Below are 15853 nucleotides of genomic sequence, written 5' to 3' on the forward strand. Positions count from 1 at the left end.
GGCCTGAATGGCTTCTACCGCATGGCTGACCGAGCCATAGGCCGTAGCAACCACAAAGCCCAGCTGCGGATAATGCTGGCGCAGATACTGCAGTACCTGCAGGCCACTGCCCTGACCCAGTTTCCAGTCACATAACACCAAATCCAGCGGCTGTTGCTTGAGGGCCAGAATCGCAGTTTCGACACTGTCAGCGCTCTGTACCTGATAGTCCTCAGCGCGCAGTAACTCACAAAGCAATTGACGCTGCTGCGCATCATCTTCTACTACCAGTAGCCGCTCAGTCATGCTGTTGTGTCCTGTGAAAGGTGAGTGTTGCTACGCAGCCGCCTTGCGGATGATTGTGTAACTGCACTTCGCCCTGATAATAGAGCTTAAGTAAACGGCTACACAAATACAGCCCCATGCCAGCCCCTTCGGCTTTGCCGGAACAATGTGGCTGAAATAAGCGGCTGGCAATAGCCGGATCCAGCCCTGGGCCCTGATCCCGGATCTGAATTTGCAGTGCGGTTGGCTGCGCCCTGACCTCAATCCTAATCTCGCCGCCAGGCGGACTGGCCTCAACGGCGTTGGCCAGTACGGAATGTAAAATGGTTCTAAGCTCAGTTTCTGCACCCGGCAGCCGCGCCTCCAGATCGCCTGCTAAGTGGATCCGGGTCTGGTCTGAGCTAAATTCCAGTAGTAGGTCCTGTAGTACTGGCTTTAGCGCCACTAGCTTACTGCGTTCAATATCGGCACAGCTTAGCGTCAGCATTGCAGTCAGGCTGCGGTTGATATGTTGCATCTTGCGCTCGGCCTGTTCAGTTAGGCGTTGACGTAACGCAGGATCATCACTGCTGGCAACCTGCTCCAACAACAGATTCAGAGTATGCAGCGGGTTGCGCAGCGCATGCACCATGCCGCGGCTGATTTCGCCAAGCTCCGCCAGATGTTGTTGCTGTTGCAGCCGTTGGCTTTGTTCGGCCAGTTCAGCCAGGCGGACGCTCATCTGGTTAAACTGGTCGCTAACATAACGGTACTCGCTTAAGCCGCTGACCGGCACCTGCTGTCCAAGCTGACCTTGCTGTAAAGCCCGAAACCCCTGTACCAGATGCTGTAACGGCTTAATCAGACGATGCCCCAGTAGTAGTGCAATCAGTATCGCCAACAAGGTGGTACTGACGATCAGCAGCATCGCATAGCGGCTAAATTCGGCTAACAGCGGCGTACTTCTCGCTTGCTGGCGGCGTAGTTGCAACTGTTCCAGTTGTTGTTTTAATTGTTCAGGTTGAATCTGGGTGCGAATACGCTGCGCTGCCTCGCGGGCCAGCTCGGCCTGGCGCATCTGATCATTGATCAGCCGGACATCCAGCTGTTTACCCTGATGCTCAATTTCAATAATCTCGACCCGCGGTTGGGCCGCAGGAGCCGGTGGTACGGGTGGTAATGGTGCCCATGCCAGTTGTTCCAGATTGGCTGCGGTTTGCGACAATACTACCCGGGTAATTTCGGTACTTTGTTCTGTGACCTGTTGCGCCAGCTGCTGTTCCAGCCGTTGTAACAGCCAAATTTGGCCAAGCGCCATTAACGCCAGCAAACAAATAATACCCAGGCTCAGCGCCCAGCGGATTGACATAACGAGGTCCTGCGTACTTTGAGAATAGTTTTAGCTTACAAAGCTTATACCACTTTGCCCAGTAAGAACTTTATATGTTTAATCAGCTGCTTAGCGAAAGTGTGATTAAGGTGACGCTCGCAGATCTGCCGAAATGGGGAAACTGATGTGCCGATATCAGGAGATCAGATAACGGCAATACTGTAACACTATGAATTACAATGATAAAAATTATGGCATTAAACTTTCATTGGCAGTTGGCCCAATCAACAGGAGATTAAGTTATGCGTGTAACCTTATTAGCGACCCTGATCGCCCTATTAACCGGCTGTGCTATGCCAAAAGCCCAGGCAGAGCCGGCACCGGAAGTGAGCAAAGAGCAGGAAACCCGTATTGTGGTGCTGCAGGATGGCGAGAAGCGCGAGCTGCGTTTTAGCGGCAGCAACTGGCGGGAAAGTGCTGAGTGGCAAGCCTTACTGCAAGAGTTAGCACCGGAGCAGGCGGCACGGCTGGAAGCGCTGCTGGCCAAGGCTCCGTTACCACCGCTGCCGCCGTTGCCAAAAAATGTCGAAATCATTGAGGAGAACGGCGTCCGGCGGGTGATGGTGCTGGATGCGGATGGTCAACCGCTGGAGCAAAAAATCATCAAAATTCGCGCTGAAGCTGCTGGTCACCGCTTTGAGGCAATCAAACGGCTGCTGGAGAGTACCGAGCTCACCAAAGAGCAGCTATTAGAGCTACAAAAAATCCTGGATGCGAAGCACTAAGCTGCGTCAGGCTCAACCTGTCGTCCCAACCCGGCAGGTTGAGCCGCCTAAAGTGTGGTCAGTAGCGCCACCGGTAACTCCCAGCTGGCAATGAGTATCTCGCCTTCCCAGGTTTCAATTGTTAACCACAATTTATCACCCTCATCCAGAGTCGCGGGCGCTATCGCATGAACATGCTGACCATGCCGGCTGCCATGTAATATACCGTCGGCGGCTTGTTGCAGTTGCCCTAGCGGCAGCGCCTCGGGGCCAAGATTGACATAGCCCTGACGGATCTGTGCCACATCGCCCTGCTGGAATGCCAGATAAAAATCTTTCAGATATTGGTCATGATGAATATAGGGTGGCTTAAGATTAAGCGGCATCGGCGCAATGGTAAAGGGCCCCAGTTGCTGGCTTGGCCAGGGTGCCGGAAACTGCGGATGTAACGCCTGATAAAAATACCAAAGGGGAAACAGTAATACGATACCGCTAAGATAGTAGCGATAACGTTGCCAGAACGAATCAGGATGCTTCATAGTCGGCCTCGCTCAAATCAGTGGTGTGACGACTGCGGCGAATTGCGTATTGGGTACGGCCATGCCACAACAAAAAGCCGGTGATCGACATGCCGGTTAACAACAGGCCAAAGATAAACCACAGTGTTTTGGTCCACAGTCCTGCCAGGGTGCCGTAATGAAGCGGATCTGCCAGATGCATAATGGTTTGCCAGGTGTTCATATTGGCCGGGGATTTTTCGCTGGCGATTTCACCGGTCCAGGGGTTAATACTCAGGGTGTAAGCGAGTCTGTCATAAAAAATGTGGTCGCCACCACCCATCAGGGTATACATACCACGCTGGTGTTCCGGTAACAGTAAATAACTGGGCTGGAAGTCCGGGAAACGCTGTTGCGCGATGTCTAAGGCTGCTGCCAAATCCAGCCGGCGGGCATCTGCCGAGTTTGGCAGTGTGGCAGCGGACACCACGGGGGTATGCGGTTCAATATCAATATCGGCGTGCCAGAGCACCGCTTGTGTTAAATACCACAAACCTGTTGCACTCATCAGCAGTAAAAACCAGATAGACCAGACACCCGCCAGTCGGTGTAAATCAGTGAGTAAGGTCTTTTTACCTTGCCGCCAGCGCAGCTGGGGTCTTACAAAACTGCGCCAGAAATTTTTGTAAACTATCAGCCCGGTGATCAGTGCGCCCAGCATCACAATTGCCATGGCCGATACCAGATAGTAGCCAACACTGTAGCCGTTTTGCCAGGGAAAAAGTAACCAGCCATGCAAACTACGCATAAACCCGATAAAGGTTTGTCCCTGATTTACCTGCTGAATTTCTCCGCTGTACGGATTAACGTAAGCCAGCGCGTAAGGTTTATCGTGATCGGTAAAGGCCACTACATGCACTAAATAGGGCTCGAACACCATTACGGTACTGATATCTGCAGTAGGGAATTGCTGCTGCACCCGGGCAACCAGCTCTGGTATCGGCCGGGCGGGTAAATTATCCGGATTACTGGCCCGTGCTGCCGGGTTGGTCAGCCAGGTTAGTTCATGGCTAAAGACGGCGACGGTGCCGGTCAGGCACACAAAGCAAAAGATCAACCACACGGGTAAGGAAAACCAGCCGTGTAACTGAAACCAGAATCGATTAGTCAGTTTTGCCATAACAGGAACATCCAAGGAAGTTTAAGCAATCGTAGTGCTAATAGAAATCATTATCAATTGGTATTTGATGCAAGATCGCCACTGCTGAGCCAGTGGCGATCCTCTTATCAGAAGTTGTAACGTAAGTTAGCGGTCAGGGTTCGCTGTTGGCCATAGAAGCAGTCGCCGCGGGCCAGGCAGGAAGTGATAACGGTTTTATCAGTTAAATTATGTGCTTGCAGGCTGACACTATAACGACCGAAATTGTAACCCAGCATGGCATCAAATAGGGTGTAGGACGCTGTCGTCAGGGGTTGATTTAGCACCACACCATTTTGTTGCACAAAAGCGGTGCCGTCCGACGTTTCACCAACATAACGTACGCCAGCACCAAATTGCCAACCATCAAGTGCTGCCGGGCGCCAGGTTGCCCAAATTGACACCAGTTGCTCCGGTTGCGCGGCCAGGGTTGCGCCTTGCTCGCCAATCCGGTTACTGCGACTGACATAGGCGTCAATCAAGGCATAGCTGGCATAAATATCCAGATCACGCCAGGCCAGTTGAGCTTCCAGCTCCACACCTTTTGCCGTTGCCTCGCCGCTTTGTATCTGACCATTTGGATTAATCAGTGCCGGATCGTTTAACTGTCCGGCAGCCAGACTGGTAGTGCGGTTTTGTTCGGTGATCTCAAACACAGCAGCCGTAAGCAAATGTTCAGTACCTTTTGGCTGATACTTGACCCCTGCTTCAATTTGCTCTGCGGTTCTGGGCACAAAGGCTTTACCGAAGGCATCCGTTCCCAGTAAAGGTTCGAACGACTCACTGTAACTGATGTAGGGGGAAACACCCTGTTCGAACAAGTACATTAACCCGAGCCTGCCGGTTGTAGCATATTGACTGGTGGCAGCGGTTAGCTCGGGATTGGTGGTGGCTTTGTCGCGGCGCAGCGCTGCAGAAAGCAGCCACTTTTCGGCAATTTTCATATTATTTTGCAGATAAAGCCCGCTTTGATAGGTTTTACTGGACGGATAATCGACAAGATCTGCGGTTGTCGGCAAATTAGCAACCTGACCATACTGTGGGTTATATAAATCCAGCAAGCCACCGGTTGCGGCGTAGTAGGAGTCATTGTCGGTGTAAGCGTTCTGATAATCAAAACCGACCACCAGATTGTGTTCGATCAGGCCGGTTTCTAATTTGCCGTGTAATTGCAGATCGCTGGTCAGGGCGCGGGCCGTGGCGTCACTTAAATATACCACCCGATTGACGCTGCGATTATCGGCTTGCAGTACCGGTGGCCAACCATACATAGTGCGATAGTCAGCATGGCTGTCGCTGTAGCGGCTGGCAAAACGCAGTTGCCAGTCGGCCGATAGGTCATGTTCCAGGATAGTGGTTAGTGCCACCTGCTCAGTATCATATTTGTCGAAGCCAGGCTCAGACACAAAGCGGTTACTTGGGATCTGGCCAAATTCATTGGCCAGTATTGTTCCTTTGTGCGGGAAGAACTGGGTGCTGGAGCCAGATTCATTTTGCTGCCAGTTTAGCAGTACCGTCAATTTCGTCGCGTCACTGAGCTGCCAGCTGACCGAAGGCGCCAGCACTTTGCTGTTATCCGGTACAAAGTCGGTTTGAGTGTCACTGTCACGCCAAAGTGCAACCAGGCGCCCCTGAACTGCTGCATCGCTGTTGAGTGGGCCTGTCCAATCAGCGGCCAGTTGCTGCCGGGAATAGTTACCCAGTTGCAGCCACACCTGACCACTGGGTACCGGTTCCGGTTTTTTACTGACCAGATTCACAATACCACCTATCGATCCCTGACCATAAAGCACTGAGCTTGGACCTTTTAGGATCTCAATTTGTGACAGAGCGTACGGAGCAATCCGGACGTTATTGTAAAAACCGAATAGCGACTTTAAGCCATCCAAATACTGCACCGGTGATACGCCGCGGATCTGCGCCCAATCACCGCGGGTATCTAAACCATAAGGGCCGTTATACAAACCCGCGACATACCCCAGGGCATCCTGCACAGTCAAGGCACCGAGATCCGTAATCCGTTCTTCCGTTAACACTGATACTGACAGCGGAGTTTCGATAATAGGTGTATCCGATTTCGCGCCCGAGGCACTGACATACGAAATCAGGCCGCGTTGGCTTTTCACCGTGATCACCTCAATTTCTCGCTCTTCCGGGCTTACCGGAGCCGGGGCGGCGGCTGCCGCTTGACCAATCAGCGCAGCCGACAGGCTGGCGGCAAGTAACGAATACTTCATTGATGCAGTCTCCTTGATAAAAGTTTGGCCGCAGTGTTTGCTACTACCGGGCCTGACTAAGATGGCTGCAAATAATACAGTATTGATAATCATTATCAATAGCATTCGTAAGAATTTATCTGCTTGGCTGCTAACATCACACTCTTGGTTACCGGCTGGCTTTAGGCTACAGTACCGGATACCTGACGGGTCATTTTGATAACAATAACAATGCAGCAGACTCCGTGTTATGTGCTGGCGCTGGATTTTGGTACCCAAAGCGTCCGTGCCATTATTGTCGACGACAGCGGTAATATTATCGCCAAAGGTCAGCAGGCGATGCCGCCGTATCACTCACCTGAGCCCGGTATGGCGGAGTTGCCGGTCAGTGCGTATTGGCAAACCTTAAGTGCAGCCTGTGCCGATTTGTGGCATCACAGTCCGGTCGCAGCCAGCGACATTGCGGCCGTTACTCTTACCACCCAACGTGGCACCATGATTTGTCTGGATAAAGACCAGCAGCCGCTGCGCCCTGCTATTTTGTGGTTAGATCAGCGCTCGGCCACAGTGTTGCCCCGGCTTGGTAGCTGGCGCAGTCTGTTCTGGCTAATGGGTATTACGGCAATCGTCGAGCGTTTTCAGCGCCGGGCGCCGTCAAACTGGCTCGCTGAGCAGCAGCCACAACTGTGGCAACAGACCGCCCATTATGTCTTGCTCTCCGGTTACCTGACCTTACAACTGACCGGGGAGCTGGTCGATTGCAGTGCGGCCCAGGTTGGTTACCTGCCCTTTGACTTTCAACAACAGGGCTGGGCCAGCCGTTTTAGCTGGAAGTGGCAGGCGTTATCGTTAAAACCAGCGCAGTTGGCGCCATTAAAGCCCCCAGCCGCGGAATTGGGCAAGCTGACCAGCACCGCCGCGCAAGCGTTGGGGCTGCCTGCCGGGATCCCGCTGTTTGCCGCTGCGGCTGATAAGGCTTGCGAAGTCTTGGGCTCTGGCGGCCTAACGCCCGATACCGGCTGTATCAGCTATGGCACTACAGCCACCATCAGCACCGCCAATCGGCGCTATATAGAACCCGGACCCTGGTTGCCGGCTTACCCGGCGGCTCAACCCGGTTTCTACAACACTGAAGTGATGATTTACCGCGGCTTCTGGCTGGTAAGTTGGTTTAAAACCCAGTTTGGTCTGCAGGAGCAGCAGGAGGCGGCGGTGCTCGGCATCGCGCCAGAGCAGCTGTTTGATGAACTGCTCAAAGCTGTACCGCCCGGCAGCATGGGGCTAATGTTGCAGCCGTACTGGTCACCCGGCATCCGCCAGCCCGGGCCTGAAGCCAAGGGCGCCTTAATTGGCTTTGGTGATGTGCATCAGCGCGCTCATGTCTACCGGGCGCTGATTGAAGGTTTGGCCTATGCCTTGCTCGAAGGCCGCGAGCGTTTAGAGCGTCGCAATGGCGTAAAGATGCAGCGGCTGCGGGTATCGGGAGGCGGCGCGCAAAGCGAGCAGATTCTGCAGCTGACTGCCAATGTGTTTAATTTACCGGTGGAAAGGCCGCATACCAGTGAAACCTCAGCGCTGGGCGCTGCCATCACTGCCATGGTGGGATTACGGCGCTATGCGGATTTCAGGCAAGCGCAGCAGGCGATGTGTCAAAGCCCGCAGCGTTTTTTACCAGAGCCGGCCGTGGCGGCACAATATCAACGCTTGTATCGCGAGGTGTATTTAAAAATGTACCGCCAGTTAAAGCCCCTGTATCAGAAAATCCGCGAGATCACCGGTTATCCGCAGTAAGTTGCTTGCTATTGCGCGCTAACTAATCAGTGCCGAAAACTGCCAGTGATTTCGCCGCTTCTGGTTATACTGAGGTCAATTCGTTACCGGAGCCGGTTATGGTTTTTTCTGAGACAGAGTTGCAAATTTTCCAGCAGGCCCGCTTAGCACGCGATGCGCGCTTTGATGGCCGCTTCTTTGTCGCGGTAACCAGTACCGGGATTTTTTGCCGCAATATTTGTCCGGCGCCGGCACCCAAAGAGCAGCATGTCCGGTATTACCCCTCTGCCTTGGCGGCGCTTGCTGCCGGTTTTCGTCCCTGCTTGCGTTGCCGGCCAGACAGCGCACCGGGATCCGCGGCCTGGCGTGGCACAAACAGCACCCTGACGCGGGCACTGCGCTTGATTGACGAAGGCGCTTTGCAGCAGGGTACGATGCCGGCACTGGCTGCACGACTGGGTGTCTCCGAGCGTTACTTACGGCAACTGTTTAACCGCCAGTTGGGACTGTCACCCAAACGCTATGCGTTATTGCAGCAACTGCTGCTGGCGAAACAATTGTTGCAAAGTACCGCCCTGCCGGTGACTGACGTGGCGCTGGCCAGTGGTTTTCAGAGTATCCGCAGTTTTAATGCGCAGTGTAAACAGATCCTGAAACTCAGCCCCGGTGAAATTCGCAAGCGTGAGCTGCCAGCTACAAGCGGTATTAGCTTGTTTTTAGCCTATCGCCCGCCTTTTGCCTGGCAGCAGTTACGACAATTTCTGCAGGCGCGGTTATTAGCGGGGGTGGAATGGGCCGGCAATGATTATTACGGCAGAACCTTTACTTTGCGGCAGGCTCAGGGCCATTTTACGCTGTATCATCAGCCCGATTTACACCGCTTTCGGCTACAGCTGGAATTAGACCACTGGCCGGTATTGCCGGCCGTATTGCAACAGATCCGTCGCTTGTTCGATCTGGATGTGGACATTAATCAGGTCGAGCAGCATCTGGCCCCGCAGTTGGCCCGGCTACCCGGCTATTGCCAGGGCCTGCGCTTACCCGGCTTATGGAGCCCTTTTGAAGCTGGAGTGCGGGCAATTCTAGGGCAGCAAGTTAGCGTCCAGGCCGCCCGGCAGCTATTAAATACGCTGGTAAAGCAGCTGGGTGCACCCTGTGGCGTGGCGGCTGCTCTGGTGGAGGCGCCGCGCTTCTTTCCTACCGCGCAAGCAATAGCCGGTAGTGAATTAGCGTTTTTGAAAATGCCACAGGCACGGCGGGATACCTTGCGTCGCTTTAGTGAACATATGCTGCACGATACCGAGCCGGATAATATCGACCGCTGGCAACAGCTTAAAGGTATTGGCCCCTGGACCTGCCAGTACGCCCGGATGCGCGGTTTGGGCGATCCGGATATCTGGCTGGCCGGTGATGCCGGTATTAAGAACGCCCTGCAGCAAACTGAGCTGGCGTTCACTGCAGAGAGTGGCCGGCCCTGGCGTAGTTATTTAACCCTGCAGTTGTGGCAGTCGCTGGCAAAACCGCCGCTGGCTGAATAGGAGAGTGAGAATGTATTACAACTATCTGCACAGTCCGTTGGGGCTGATTGAAATTGCGGCTAACGAGCAAGGTCTGACGGCTGTCAGCTTTTGTGCTGCGGCGACACAAGCTTGCAGTGAGCAACCGCTGCTGCTGGCGGCCAAAACGCAACTGGCTGCCTATTTTGGCAAAGAACTGACCGAATTTGATTTACCGCTGGCCGCAAGCGGCACCGCCTTTCAGCAGCAGGTCTGGCGCGCCCTGACCGGAGTACCCTATGGTCGCACCGCCAGCTATCGTGATATCGCTATCGCTATTGCGAATCCAAAAGGTGTGCGGGCGGTAGGACTGGCCAACAGTAAAAACCCGTTGGCGATTATTGTGCCCTGTCATCGGGTGATTGGTGCTAACGGTACTTTGACCGGCTATGCCGGCGGGCTGGATAAAAAAGCCTGGTTGTTGCAACATGAGGAGGTGACCGGGCTGAAAGGGTAATCGATAAGATTCAGCCGCAATTCAGTGGCGGTCACTATACAATAGCCATGTGAGTAGCAACGGGCAGCCCGCAACAGGCTGCAGCATCAGAGGTCAGCAAGGGAGTCAACGATGAAAAAACTGTTAGCGCTAGTGGTAGTCAGTAGTCTGTTTTTGGTGGGATGTGCGCCGGAAGTCGGCTCGAAAAAATGGTGTGAAGCAATGGAGAAGAAGCCGAAAGGCGATTGGACCGCGAATGAAGCGGCCGACTTTGCCAAACACTGTCTGTTTAAAGTCGAAGAATAACGGCGTTAAGCCTGCCGCTATCCGGCGGCAGGCTCCTTTTTTGGACTCTGGTGGTCAGCGCGCCACAAACTCCAGCACTGTCGCATTAATACAATAACGGGGGCTGCCATTCGGTCCGTCGTTAAACACATGGCCCAGATGAATGCCGGATATGGCGGCCAGCACTTCGGTACGAACCATGCCATGGCTGTAATCCGGCCGCGTTGTGACGGCACCCGTTGTCGTTTAAACCATAGAATTATAATTTAAACCATTTATGTAAAATATTAAACCAGAACTTGATAATTTGAAATTCTTATGCATAATTCTGTAATCTAATTACAGAAATTGGTGTGCTATGCCAGCACGTAAAATCACAAAGTCTGCAGTAGCGAATATTTTTCGATTTACATCTATTAACAAATCTGAACCTGTAATAGTTGAAAGCTATAACGAATATCTTGCTTGCTACCACCTCGAATTTTCATTTATGGTTGATGACTACACTGCTCAACCCAAAAAATTCAGATTTAAAGATGATGAAACAGGTAAGCAGATCTCTTATACCCCAGATTTTTGGGTTAGGTTAAAAAATGGCCAAGAGTACTTTATAGAGGTGAAGGACTTTGAAGAAACTCAAAAAGATAAATTTATTAAACGCTGGGAATTCATACAGCGAAAATTAAGAAATATGGGTTTTGAAATAAAGTTGCTAACGGACAGAGATCTGAATAGAGGCAATATTCCAGAAAATCTAAAATTATTACATCGCTATTTATCAAGGAATGAAATTAACGAGGTTCAAGTTAAGATAGCTGAGTTGATAAAAAAGCAACCTCTAACGCTAATTGAAATATGTGAACAATTAAAGATTAAATTATTAAAAGCAAAAAGTTTGATTTTAAATCTTGTTGCTAGAAAAGTGCTAACATTTAAGATTTATGAAGAGATTACGGAAAACACTTTAATATGGAGATGTAATGAATGAGCGATTTTATTGATATTCTTTATGAAATCCCACCTGATATAATCCATGATACTGAAGCTGACCTAAGACGTGCTGAACAAAGAAAAAATCTCAGTTCGGTTAAAAACATAGGAAGCTTAGACGCCTATTCTCCTGAAATTCAAGATACTATATTGTTTAGGTTGGCTTTAATTGAGTTTTGTCTTGAGAGATGTGGAAAGATTAGTCATGGGTCACTTAGAGCCATTCGAAATGAGATTTCTAAAAAATTTGTCGACGATGCACCTTCTAATCAAACCATTGTAAAATGGTTCAATAGATATGTTGAAAGTGGTAAGAAAATCGATTCTCTAGCTCCATCATTCAAAAAAAGTGGTAACAGAAAAAGTCGATATCCTGAAATAATTGAGTCGTACATTGAAGATTCTATAAAATTAATTAAAGATGATGAACCAGGAGCTGTGTCATTTGCATACTCTCACCTTTGTAACTTGGTCTTCAATTACAATAAAGAAATAACGGAAAATAAAATAAAATCACCATCATTGCAAGCTTTCTGGAAAAGATATAAAAAGCTCAGCCCGCATGAAAAAGAAATTAATAAATCTGGTATTTTTGCTGCAGGCAAAAAATTTAAACATATAGGGACAATTATTGAGACTACTAGAGCTTTAGAGCGAGTAGAGATAGACCACACAAAACTAGACCTTTTCTTAATCGATAGCGAAACTAATGAGACTCTGGGCAGGCCCTGGATTACTAGTTTATGCGATGTACATACCAGATCTGTGGTTGGTTTTTATCTAGGCTTCACACCACCGAGTTATGCGTCTGTAGCGCGAGCCATTAAACATTCGATACTCCCTAAAGATTACGTCCAAAAAAAATATACAAATGTAAAAACTCCTTGGATATGTCATGGTAAGCCGGAGTTAATTGTTTCTGATAATGGAAAAGAATTTGATTCTAATGATTTGAAATTAGCCCTTAACGAGCTCCTTATAAATTTTGGTAAAAACCCAGTTGCCACACCATATTTAAAACCGATTATCGAGCGCTATTTTGGTGCACTAAATACTCAGCTATTGAGAAGGGCTCCAGGCCACACCCTAGCTGCGAATATTGGCAATCTGGATTATGACCCAGCAAGACACGCAGTATTGGATATGGATACATTTCTAAATATTTTCCATATATGGATCTGTGACATTTATCAGGTGAAATCGGATGCTCGTAAAACAAGAGTTCCAAACATGACTTGGGAAAAATCTCTAGAGGAATACGAACAAAGACCTGTTGATTATGATCCTGAGGTTTTGGACCTAGTGTTTTGCTTAACTAAAGAAGGAAAACTAACTAGAGAAGGTATAACTTTCAGATATCTAACATACTCTAACGATGCTACAGCGGAGCTTGTCGGTAAATATGGATCTCACCAAGTAACCTATAAAGTCGACCCAGACTACCTCGGGCATGTTTATGTTTTAAATAAATCCGAGGGTAAATTTTTCAGGGTTAATTGTAAAAATTTTGAGTACGCATCCAGGGTAACACTACACCAACACAATCACAACCTTAAGGTCACTGGAGAGGCAGTTGATAATTATGTTTCTGAATACGATATCTCAGAAGCGGAAAATAGAATTTTCGAAATTATTGATGACGCTAAGAAAAATAAAAGTTCAAAAAGCATAGCTTCTAAATCAAAAAAAGCCCGACTTGCTGAGGATTCAAAGCTTGCATTGCAAAAATCAGCTATCTATGAGAAAGATACAAAAGAATATAATTTAGATGAGCTTGATGTATCAAGTGATGTGATAGATAACTCTGATTGGCAGGTTTTGTAAGAAGATTCTATGAGTAACGATATCGAACCACGAGTTTCAAAATTTGTTAATGAGCGAATTATTAGTCCAGAAGCTCAAAAAATTATGACTGCACTTGAGCATTGTCGTGCATTCTCCAAATATGGGGGTGAGCCACAATGTATGCTATTAACAGGGCCTTCCGGTGTAGGAAAAACCTCAATTATTGAGAAATACCTGATTCAACATCCACGCCGTAATGTGTATGAAGCTACTGAAATCCCTGTATTACACGTTACTCTATCTGAGATAAAGACTACAGTATCAATGTATCAACAGATTTTGCATGATCTTGGTCATCCTCGTCCATTTGAGTCAAACAATGAGCTCGAATTACGAGTACAGATTAAGAGCCTTGTAAAGAACTGCAAGGTCGAAATGATCATTATAGACGAGTTTCAGCAACTCATAGAAAGAAAAACAAATGCAATACTGTCTGATACTGCAAATTCACTAAAAAGATTGATTATTGAGATAAAAATTCCAGTTGTTCTTGTCGGAATGCCCTATAGCATTGTGATTTTGGATACTAACAGCCAACTATCTTCTAGATTTGAACATAGGCATAGCATCCAACCTTTTAGGATAAGCGAAAAGGAAGAAAGAGAATCATACTACAATTTTTTATCAACTCTTGAACAACAAATGTTCTTACCTGAAAAATCCAATCTTGCAACTAAAAATATCGCATCGCGATTATATATGTACTGCGGAGGAAGTTGCCGAAAATTGAAGGGTTTGTTAAATATTGCTTTTGAAAAAGCTCTCATCAGTGCCGAAAGGAAAATAACTCTTGCCAGGCTCGCAAGTACAGCATCTACTATTAATCCAAAACTCGATAAAGATACAAACCCTTTTTTGCTTGATTTTTCAAAAATAAAAATCATAGAGCCCAAAGAAAATGTAGGCTGGGAAGACTACCACGATGGTAAGCCAAGACTGAAACGGCAAAAGAAGCGAGGTATGCTCAACAGCATATTTAGTTAGATTATTATATAACATAAGGGGACAGATGATTGTTTCTGGTTCGACCTAAACCCAAAGAAGATGAGGCACTGGAGTCTTACATCATCCGTTTAGTTAAGGCAAATGGTTATTCTAGTCTTGGTATGTTTTTAAGAACCATTGGAGCGCTGTCTGATTCTGAGAAGCCGGATGATGTAAATTCCCCAAAAGCGTTGAGTTCTATTAACCTATATCATTCTCAGATTTCAAGTCAGAGAAGAATAGAAATTATTAAAACAATCGCCAAACTGGCTGATACCGCGTTTTCTGAAATTTATGACATTTGCCTATCTAGGAGTTCAGTTAATTTCTCCAATGGTAGAACAGGTTTATTCCGAAAAGGGGTTGTAGTTCCAAGATCGCAATTATTGCCGTTAGATTCGGTGCGAATTTGTCCTAAGTGTATCGATGAAGCCTTGTATATTCGTCAAATCTGGAGCTTTGAGGCATACAGCACTTGTCACATCCACAACGTACCCCTAATCGATCGGTGCTCAGGATGTGGCTCACCTATTGAAATATATCGCGAATTGACATGCATGTGTAAAGTTTGCGACATGAAATTTTCAGAGGTAATCGGTAATAAACTCCACGAATCCGATTTTTTAATTTCTGCATGGCTAGCAGGTCAATATGTTGAGAAACTACCTGATGTCAGTATCTCGCATCGCTGGGGATTGCACACCTTTTATACTGATTATATATCTGGGCAAGAGTCTCGAACTGAAGGATTTATCAATTTTTTTACAGACTGGCCTAAAAACTTTATAAGTAAAATTGACCAAGATACAGAGTACAGATTAAGTATTGGTTTAAAGCCTGTCCAAGAATCCACATTTCAGGAGGTATTTGGTTCTTTATTAGTCGATGCATCAAAGTTGCCCGCTCGAAACATGTCTGAAAATATTGTGCTTCGAGCAATATTTTCGCATCTCTATGAGCAAACTTTTGATAAAAAGAGTCCTATCGGGAGTGTGATAATGAATAGCTTGGAGGTTTCAATCCTGCTTAATTCATCAACAGAGCAAGTGGCAGCCTTGTTTGAGCAGGGTCTTCTACAAGCGTACCGCAGAGTTTCGAGCAAATCAGCTCCATCTATTTATACGCCATTATTTCGACTCGAAAATGTTATGTCTGTTTGGTTAACATCCTACCAGAGTCCCTCATCTAATATCCGCCACTTCACTAGTAGGTGGTAGAAAATATATGCATTTAAACGAACTACTTTCAATTGCTGATTGTAGCGACAGAAATCGCCAATTAAAAAGAGCATTTAACGGTTTGCAGAATCCGATAGCTATTGATGGAAAAGAGGTTGACGCTATTCACATTTTGGCAAATCTCACCTGTCCTCTCACGAAGCTCAAAGATGCTACTGATGCTAAAAATGCGAAGCTCTTAATCCACGACTCATCGTGGCTCGATAATTGTGCTAACACAACTCAGTTTATTCATTCTCATAATTTAAAATATCCAAATTATAGAATTCAAGGTGTTATTCGCTTACAGCCCGTTGGGGAATTGCCCATAGGTTACCTCTCGTCAGCCATTATTTCTGATACTCGTTTAGGATGGTCTCATAATAGTAAATATATAAACTTCCAGCTTTTTTTTGGTGCATATTTTGTCTGGCAAGATCGAACTGTCACCATTCATCAACTTATATCAGAACACAACATTCTTTTTAGAGAGTTATTGTTTTGGTAATCATCCCATTTTTA

At 47.9% G+C, this 15853-nt stretch carries 15 protein-coding genes and 1 pseudogene; 10 read left to right on the top strand and 6 right to left on the bottom strand.

What is annotated here, in order from left to right; genetic code table 11:
- Nucleotides 1–285, bottom strand: a 285-nt coding sequence (locus AAY72_RS12210; RefSeq protein ID WP_156411331.1) for a response regulator, incomplete at its 3' end; no start/stop codon positions are given.
- Complete coding sequence (locus AAY72_RS12215; RefSeq protein WP_057787811.1) at nt 278–1612, bottom strand: sensor histidine kinase; 1335 nt, start codon at nt 1610–1612, stop codon at nt 278–280. The genes AAY72_RS12215 and AAY72_RS12210, both read right to left, overlap by 8 nt.
- 263 nt (nt 1613–1875) lie before the next feature.
- Here AAY72_RS12215 and AAY72_RS12220 point away from each other — a divergent pair, with 263 nt between their 5' ends.
- Nucleotides 1876–2358 (top strand): hypothetical protein, encoded by a 483-nt coding sequence (locus AAY72_RS12220; RefSeq protein WP_057787813.1) that lies wholly within the window; start codon nt 1876–1878, stop codon nt 2356–2358.
- A gap of 47 nt (nt 2359–2405) precedes the next feature.
- Here the strand turns inward: AAY72_RS12220 and AAY72_RS12225 are convergent, their stop codons facing one another.
- From AAY72_RS12225 to AAY72_RS12235, 3 genes are all read right to left on the bottom strand, one after another.
- The gene (locus AAY72_RS12225) at nt 2406–2876 is read right to left on the bottom strand and encodes a hypothetical protein (protein ID WP_008984970.1); all 471 of its coding nucleotides are present in this window, start codon (nt 2874–2876) and stop codon (nt 2406–2408) included.
- A complete protein-coding gene (locus tag AAY72_RS12230; RefSeq protein WP_057787815.1) occupies nt 2863–4014 on the bottom strand; it encodes a PepSY domain-containing protein in 1152 nt (383 codons plus the stop codon). The genes AAY72_RS12225 and AAY72_RS12230 overlap by 14 nt, the downstream gene beginning before the upstream one ends.
- A 107-nt stretch (nt 4015–4121) precedes the next feature.
- Nucleotides 4122–6269, bottom strand: a complete 2148-nt coding sequence (locus AAY72_RS12235) for a TonB-dependent siderophore receptor (RefSeq protein ID WP_057787834.1) — start codon at nt 6267–6269, stop codon at nt 4122–4124.
- A gap of 210 nt (nt 6270–6479) precedes the next feature.
- Here AAY72_RS12235 and AAY72_RS12240 point away from each other — a divergent pair, with 210 nt between their 5' ends.
- From AAY72_RS12240 to AAY72_RS16555, 4 genes are all read left to right on the top strand, one after another.
- Nucleotides 6480–8039 carry an FGGY-family carbohydrate kinase gene (locus AAY72_RS12240; RefSeq protein WP_057787818.1) on the top strand — a complete coding sequence of 520 codons (1560 nt, stop codon included), beginning with the start codon at nt 6480–6482 and terminating at the stop codon, nt 8037–8039.
- A 29-nt stretch (nt 8040–8068) separates the two neighbouring features.
- A complete protein-coding gene (locus tag AAY72_RS12245) occupies nt 8069–9556 on the top strand; it encodes an AlkA N-terminal domain-containing protein (protein WP_057787820.1) in 1488 nt (495 codons plus the stop codon).
- 10 nt (nt 9557–9566) lie between these two features.
- Nucleotides 9567–10031, top strand: a complete 465-nt coding sequence (locus AAY72_RS12250; protein ID WP_057787821.1) for a methylated-DNA--[protein]-cysteine S-methyltransferase — start codon at nt 9567–9569, stop codon at nt 10029–10031.
- A gap of 111 nt (nt 10032–10142) precedes the next feature.
- Nucleotides 10143–10316, top strand: a complete 174-nt coding sequence (locus AAY72_RS16555; protein WP_008984964.1) for a DUF3012 domain-containing protein — start codon at nt 10143–10145, stop codon at nt 10314–10316.
- A gap of 54 nt (nt 10317–10370) precedes the next feature.
- On the opposite strand, the pseudogene AAY72_RS16560 reads toward AAY72_RS16555, so the two are convergent.
- A pseudogene (locus AAY72_RS16560) lies at nt 10371–10532 on the bottom strand (peptide-methionine (R)-S-oxide reductase); the annotation flags it as partial.
- A 121-nt stretch (nt 10533–10653) separates the two neighbouring features.
- On the opposite strand from AAY72_RS16560, the gene AAY72_RS12255 reads away from it, so the two are divergent.
- Genes AAY72_RS12255 through AAY72_RS12275 form a run of 5 tightly spaced genes read left to right on the top strand, consistent with a single transcriptional unit; the run spans nt 10654 to nt 15839 of the window.
- On the top strand, nt 10654–11283 hold the full coding sequence (locus AAY72_RS12255) for a TnsA endonuclease N-terminal domain-containing protein (RefSeq protein ID WP_057787823.1): 630 nt from the start codon (nt 10654–10656) through the stop codon (nt 11281–11283).
- Complete coding sequence (locus AAY72_RS12260) at nt 11280–13109, top strand: Mu transposase C-terminal domain-containing protein (RefSeq protein ID WP_057787825.1); 1830 nt, start codon at nt 11280–11282, stop codon at nt 13107–13109. Before AAY72_RS12255 ends, AAY72_RS12260 begins: the two co-directional genes overlap by 4 nt.
- A 9-nt stretch (nt 13110–13118) precedes the next feature.
- Nucleotides 13119–14114, top strand: coding sequence for a TniB family NTP-binding protein (locus AAY72_RS12265; protein ID WP_057787827.1), 996 nt, complete (start codon nt 13119–13121; stop codon nt 14112–14114).
- Between the two features lie 29 nt (nt 14115–14143).
- Complete coding sequence (locus AAY72_RS16565) at nt 14144–15331, top strand: TniQ family protein (protein ID WP_082628989.1); 1188 nt, start codon at nt 14144–14146, stop codon at nt 15329–15331.
- 7 nt (nt 15332–15338) lie between these two features.
- Nucleotides 15339–15839, top strand: a complete 501-nt coding sequence (locus AAY72_RS12275; protein ID WP_057787832.1) for a hypothetical protein — start codon at nt 15339–15341, stop codon at nt 15837–15839.
- Nucleotides 15840–15853 lie beyond the last annotated feature (14 nt).

Origin of the sequence: Alishewanella sp. WH16-1 (assembly GCF_001441695.1) — a bacterium.
Classification (GTDB): domain Bacteria; phylum Pseudomonadota; class Gammaproteobacteria; order Enterobacterales; family Alteromonadaceae; genus Alishewanella; species Alishewanella agri.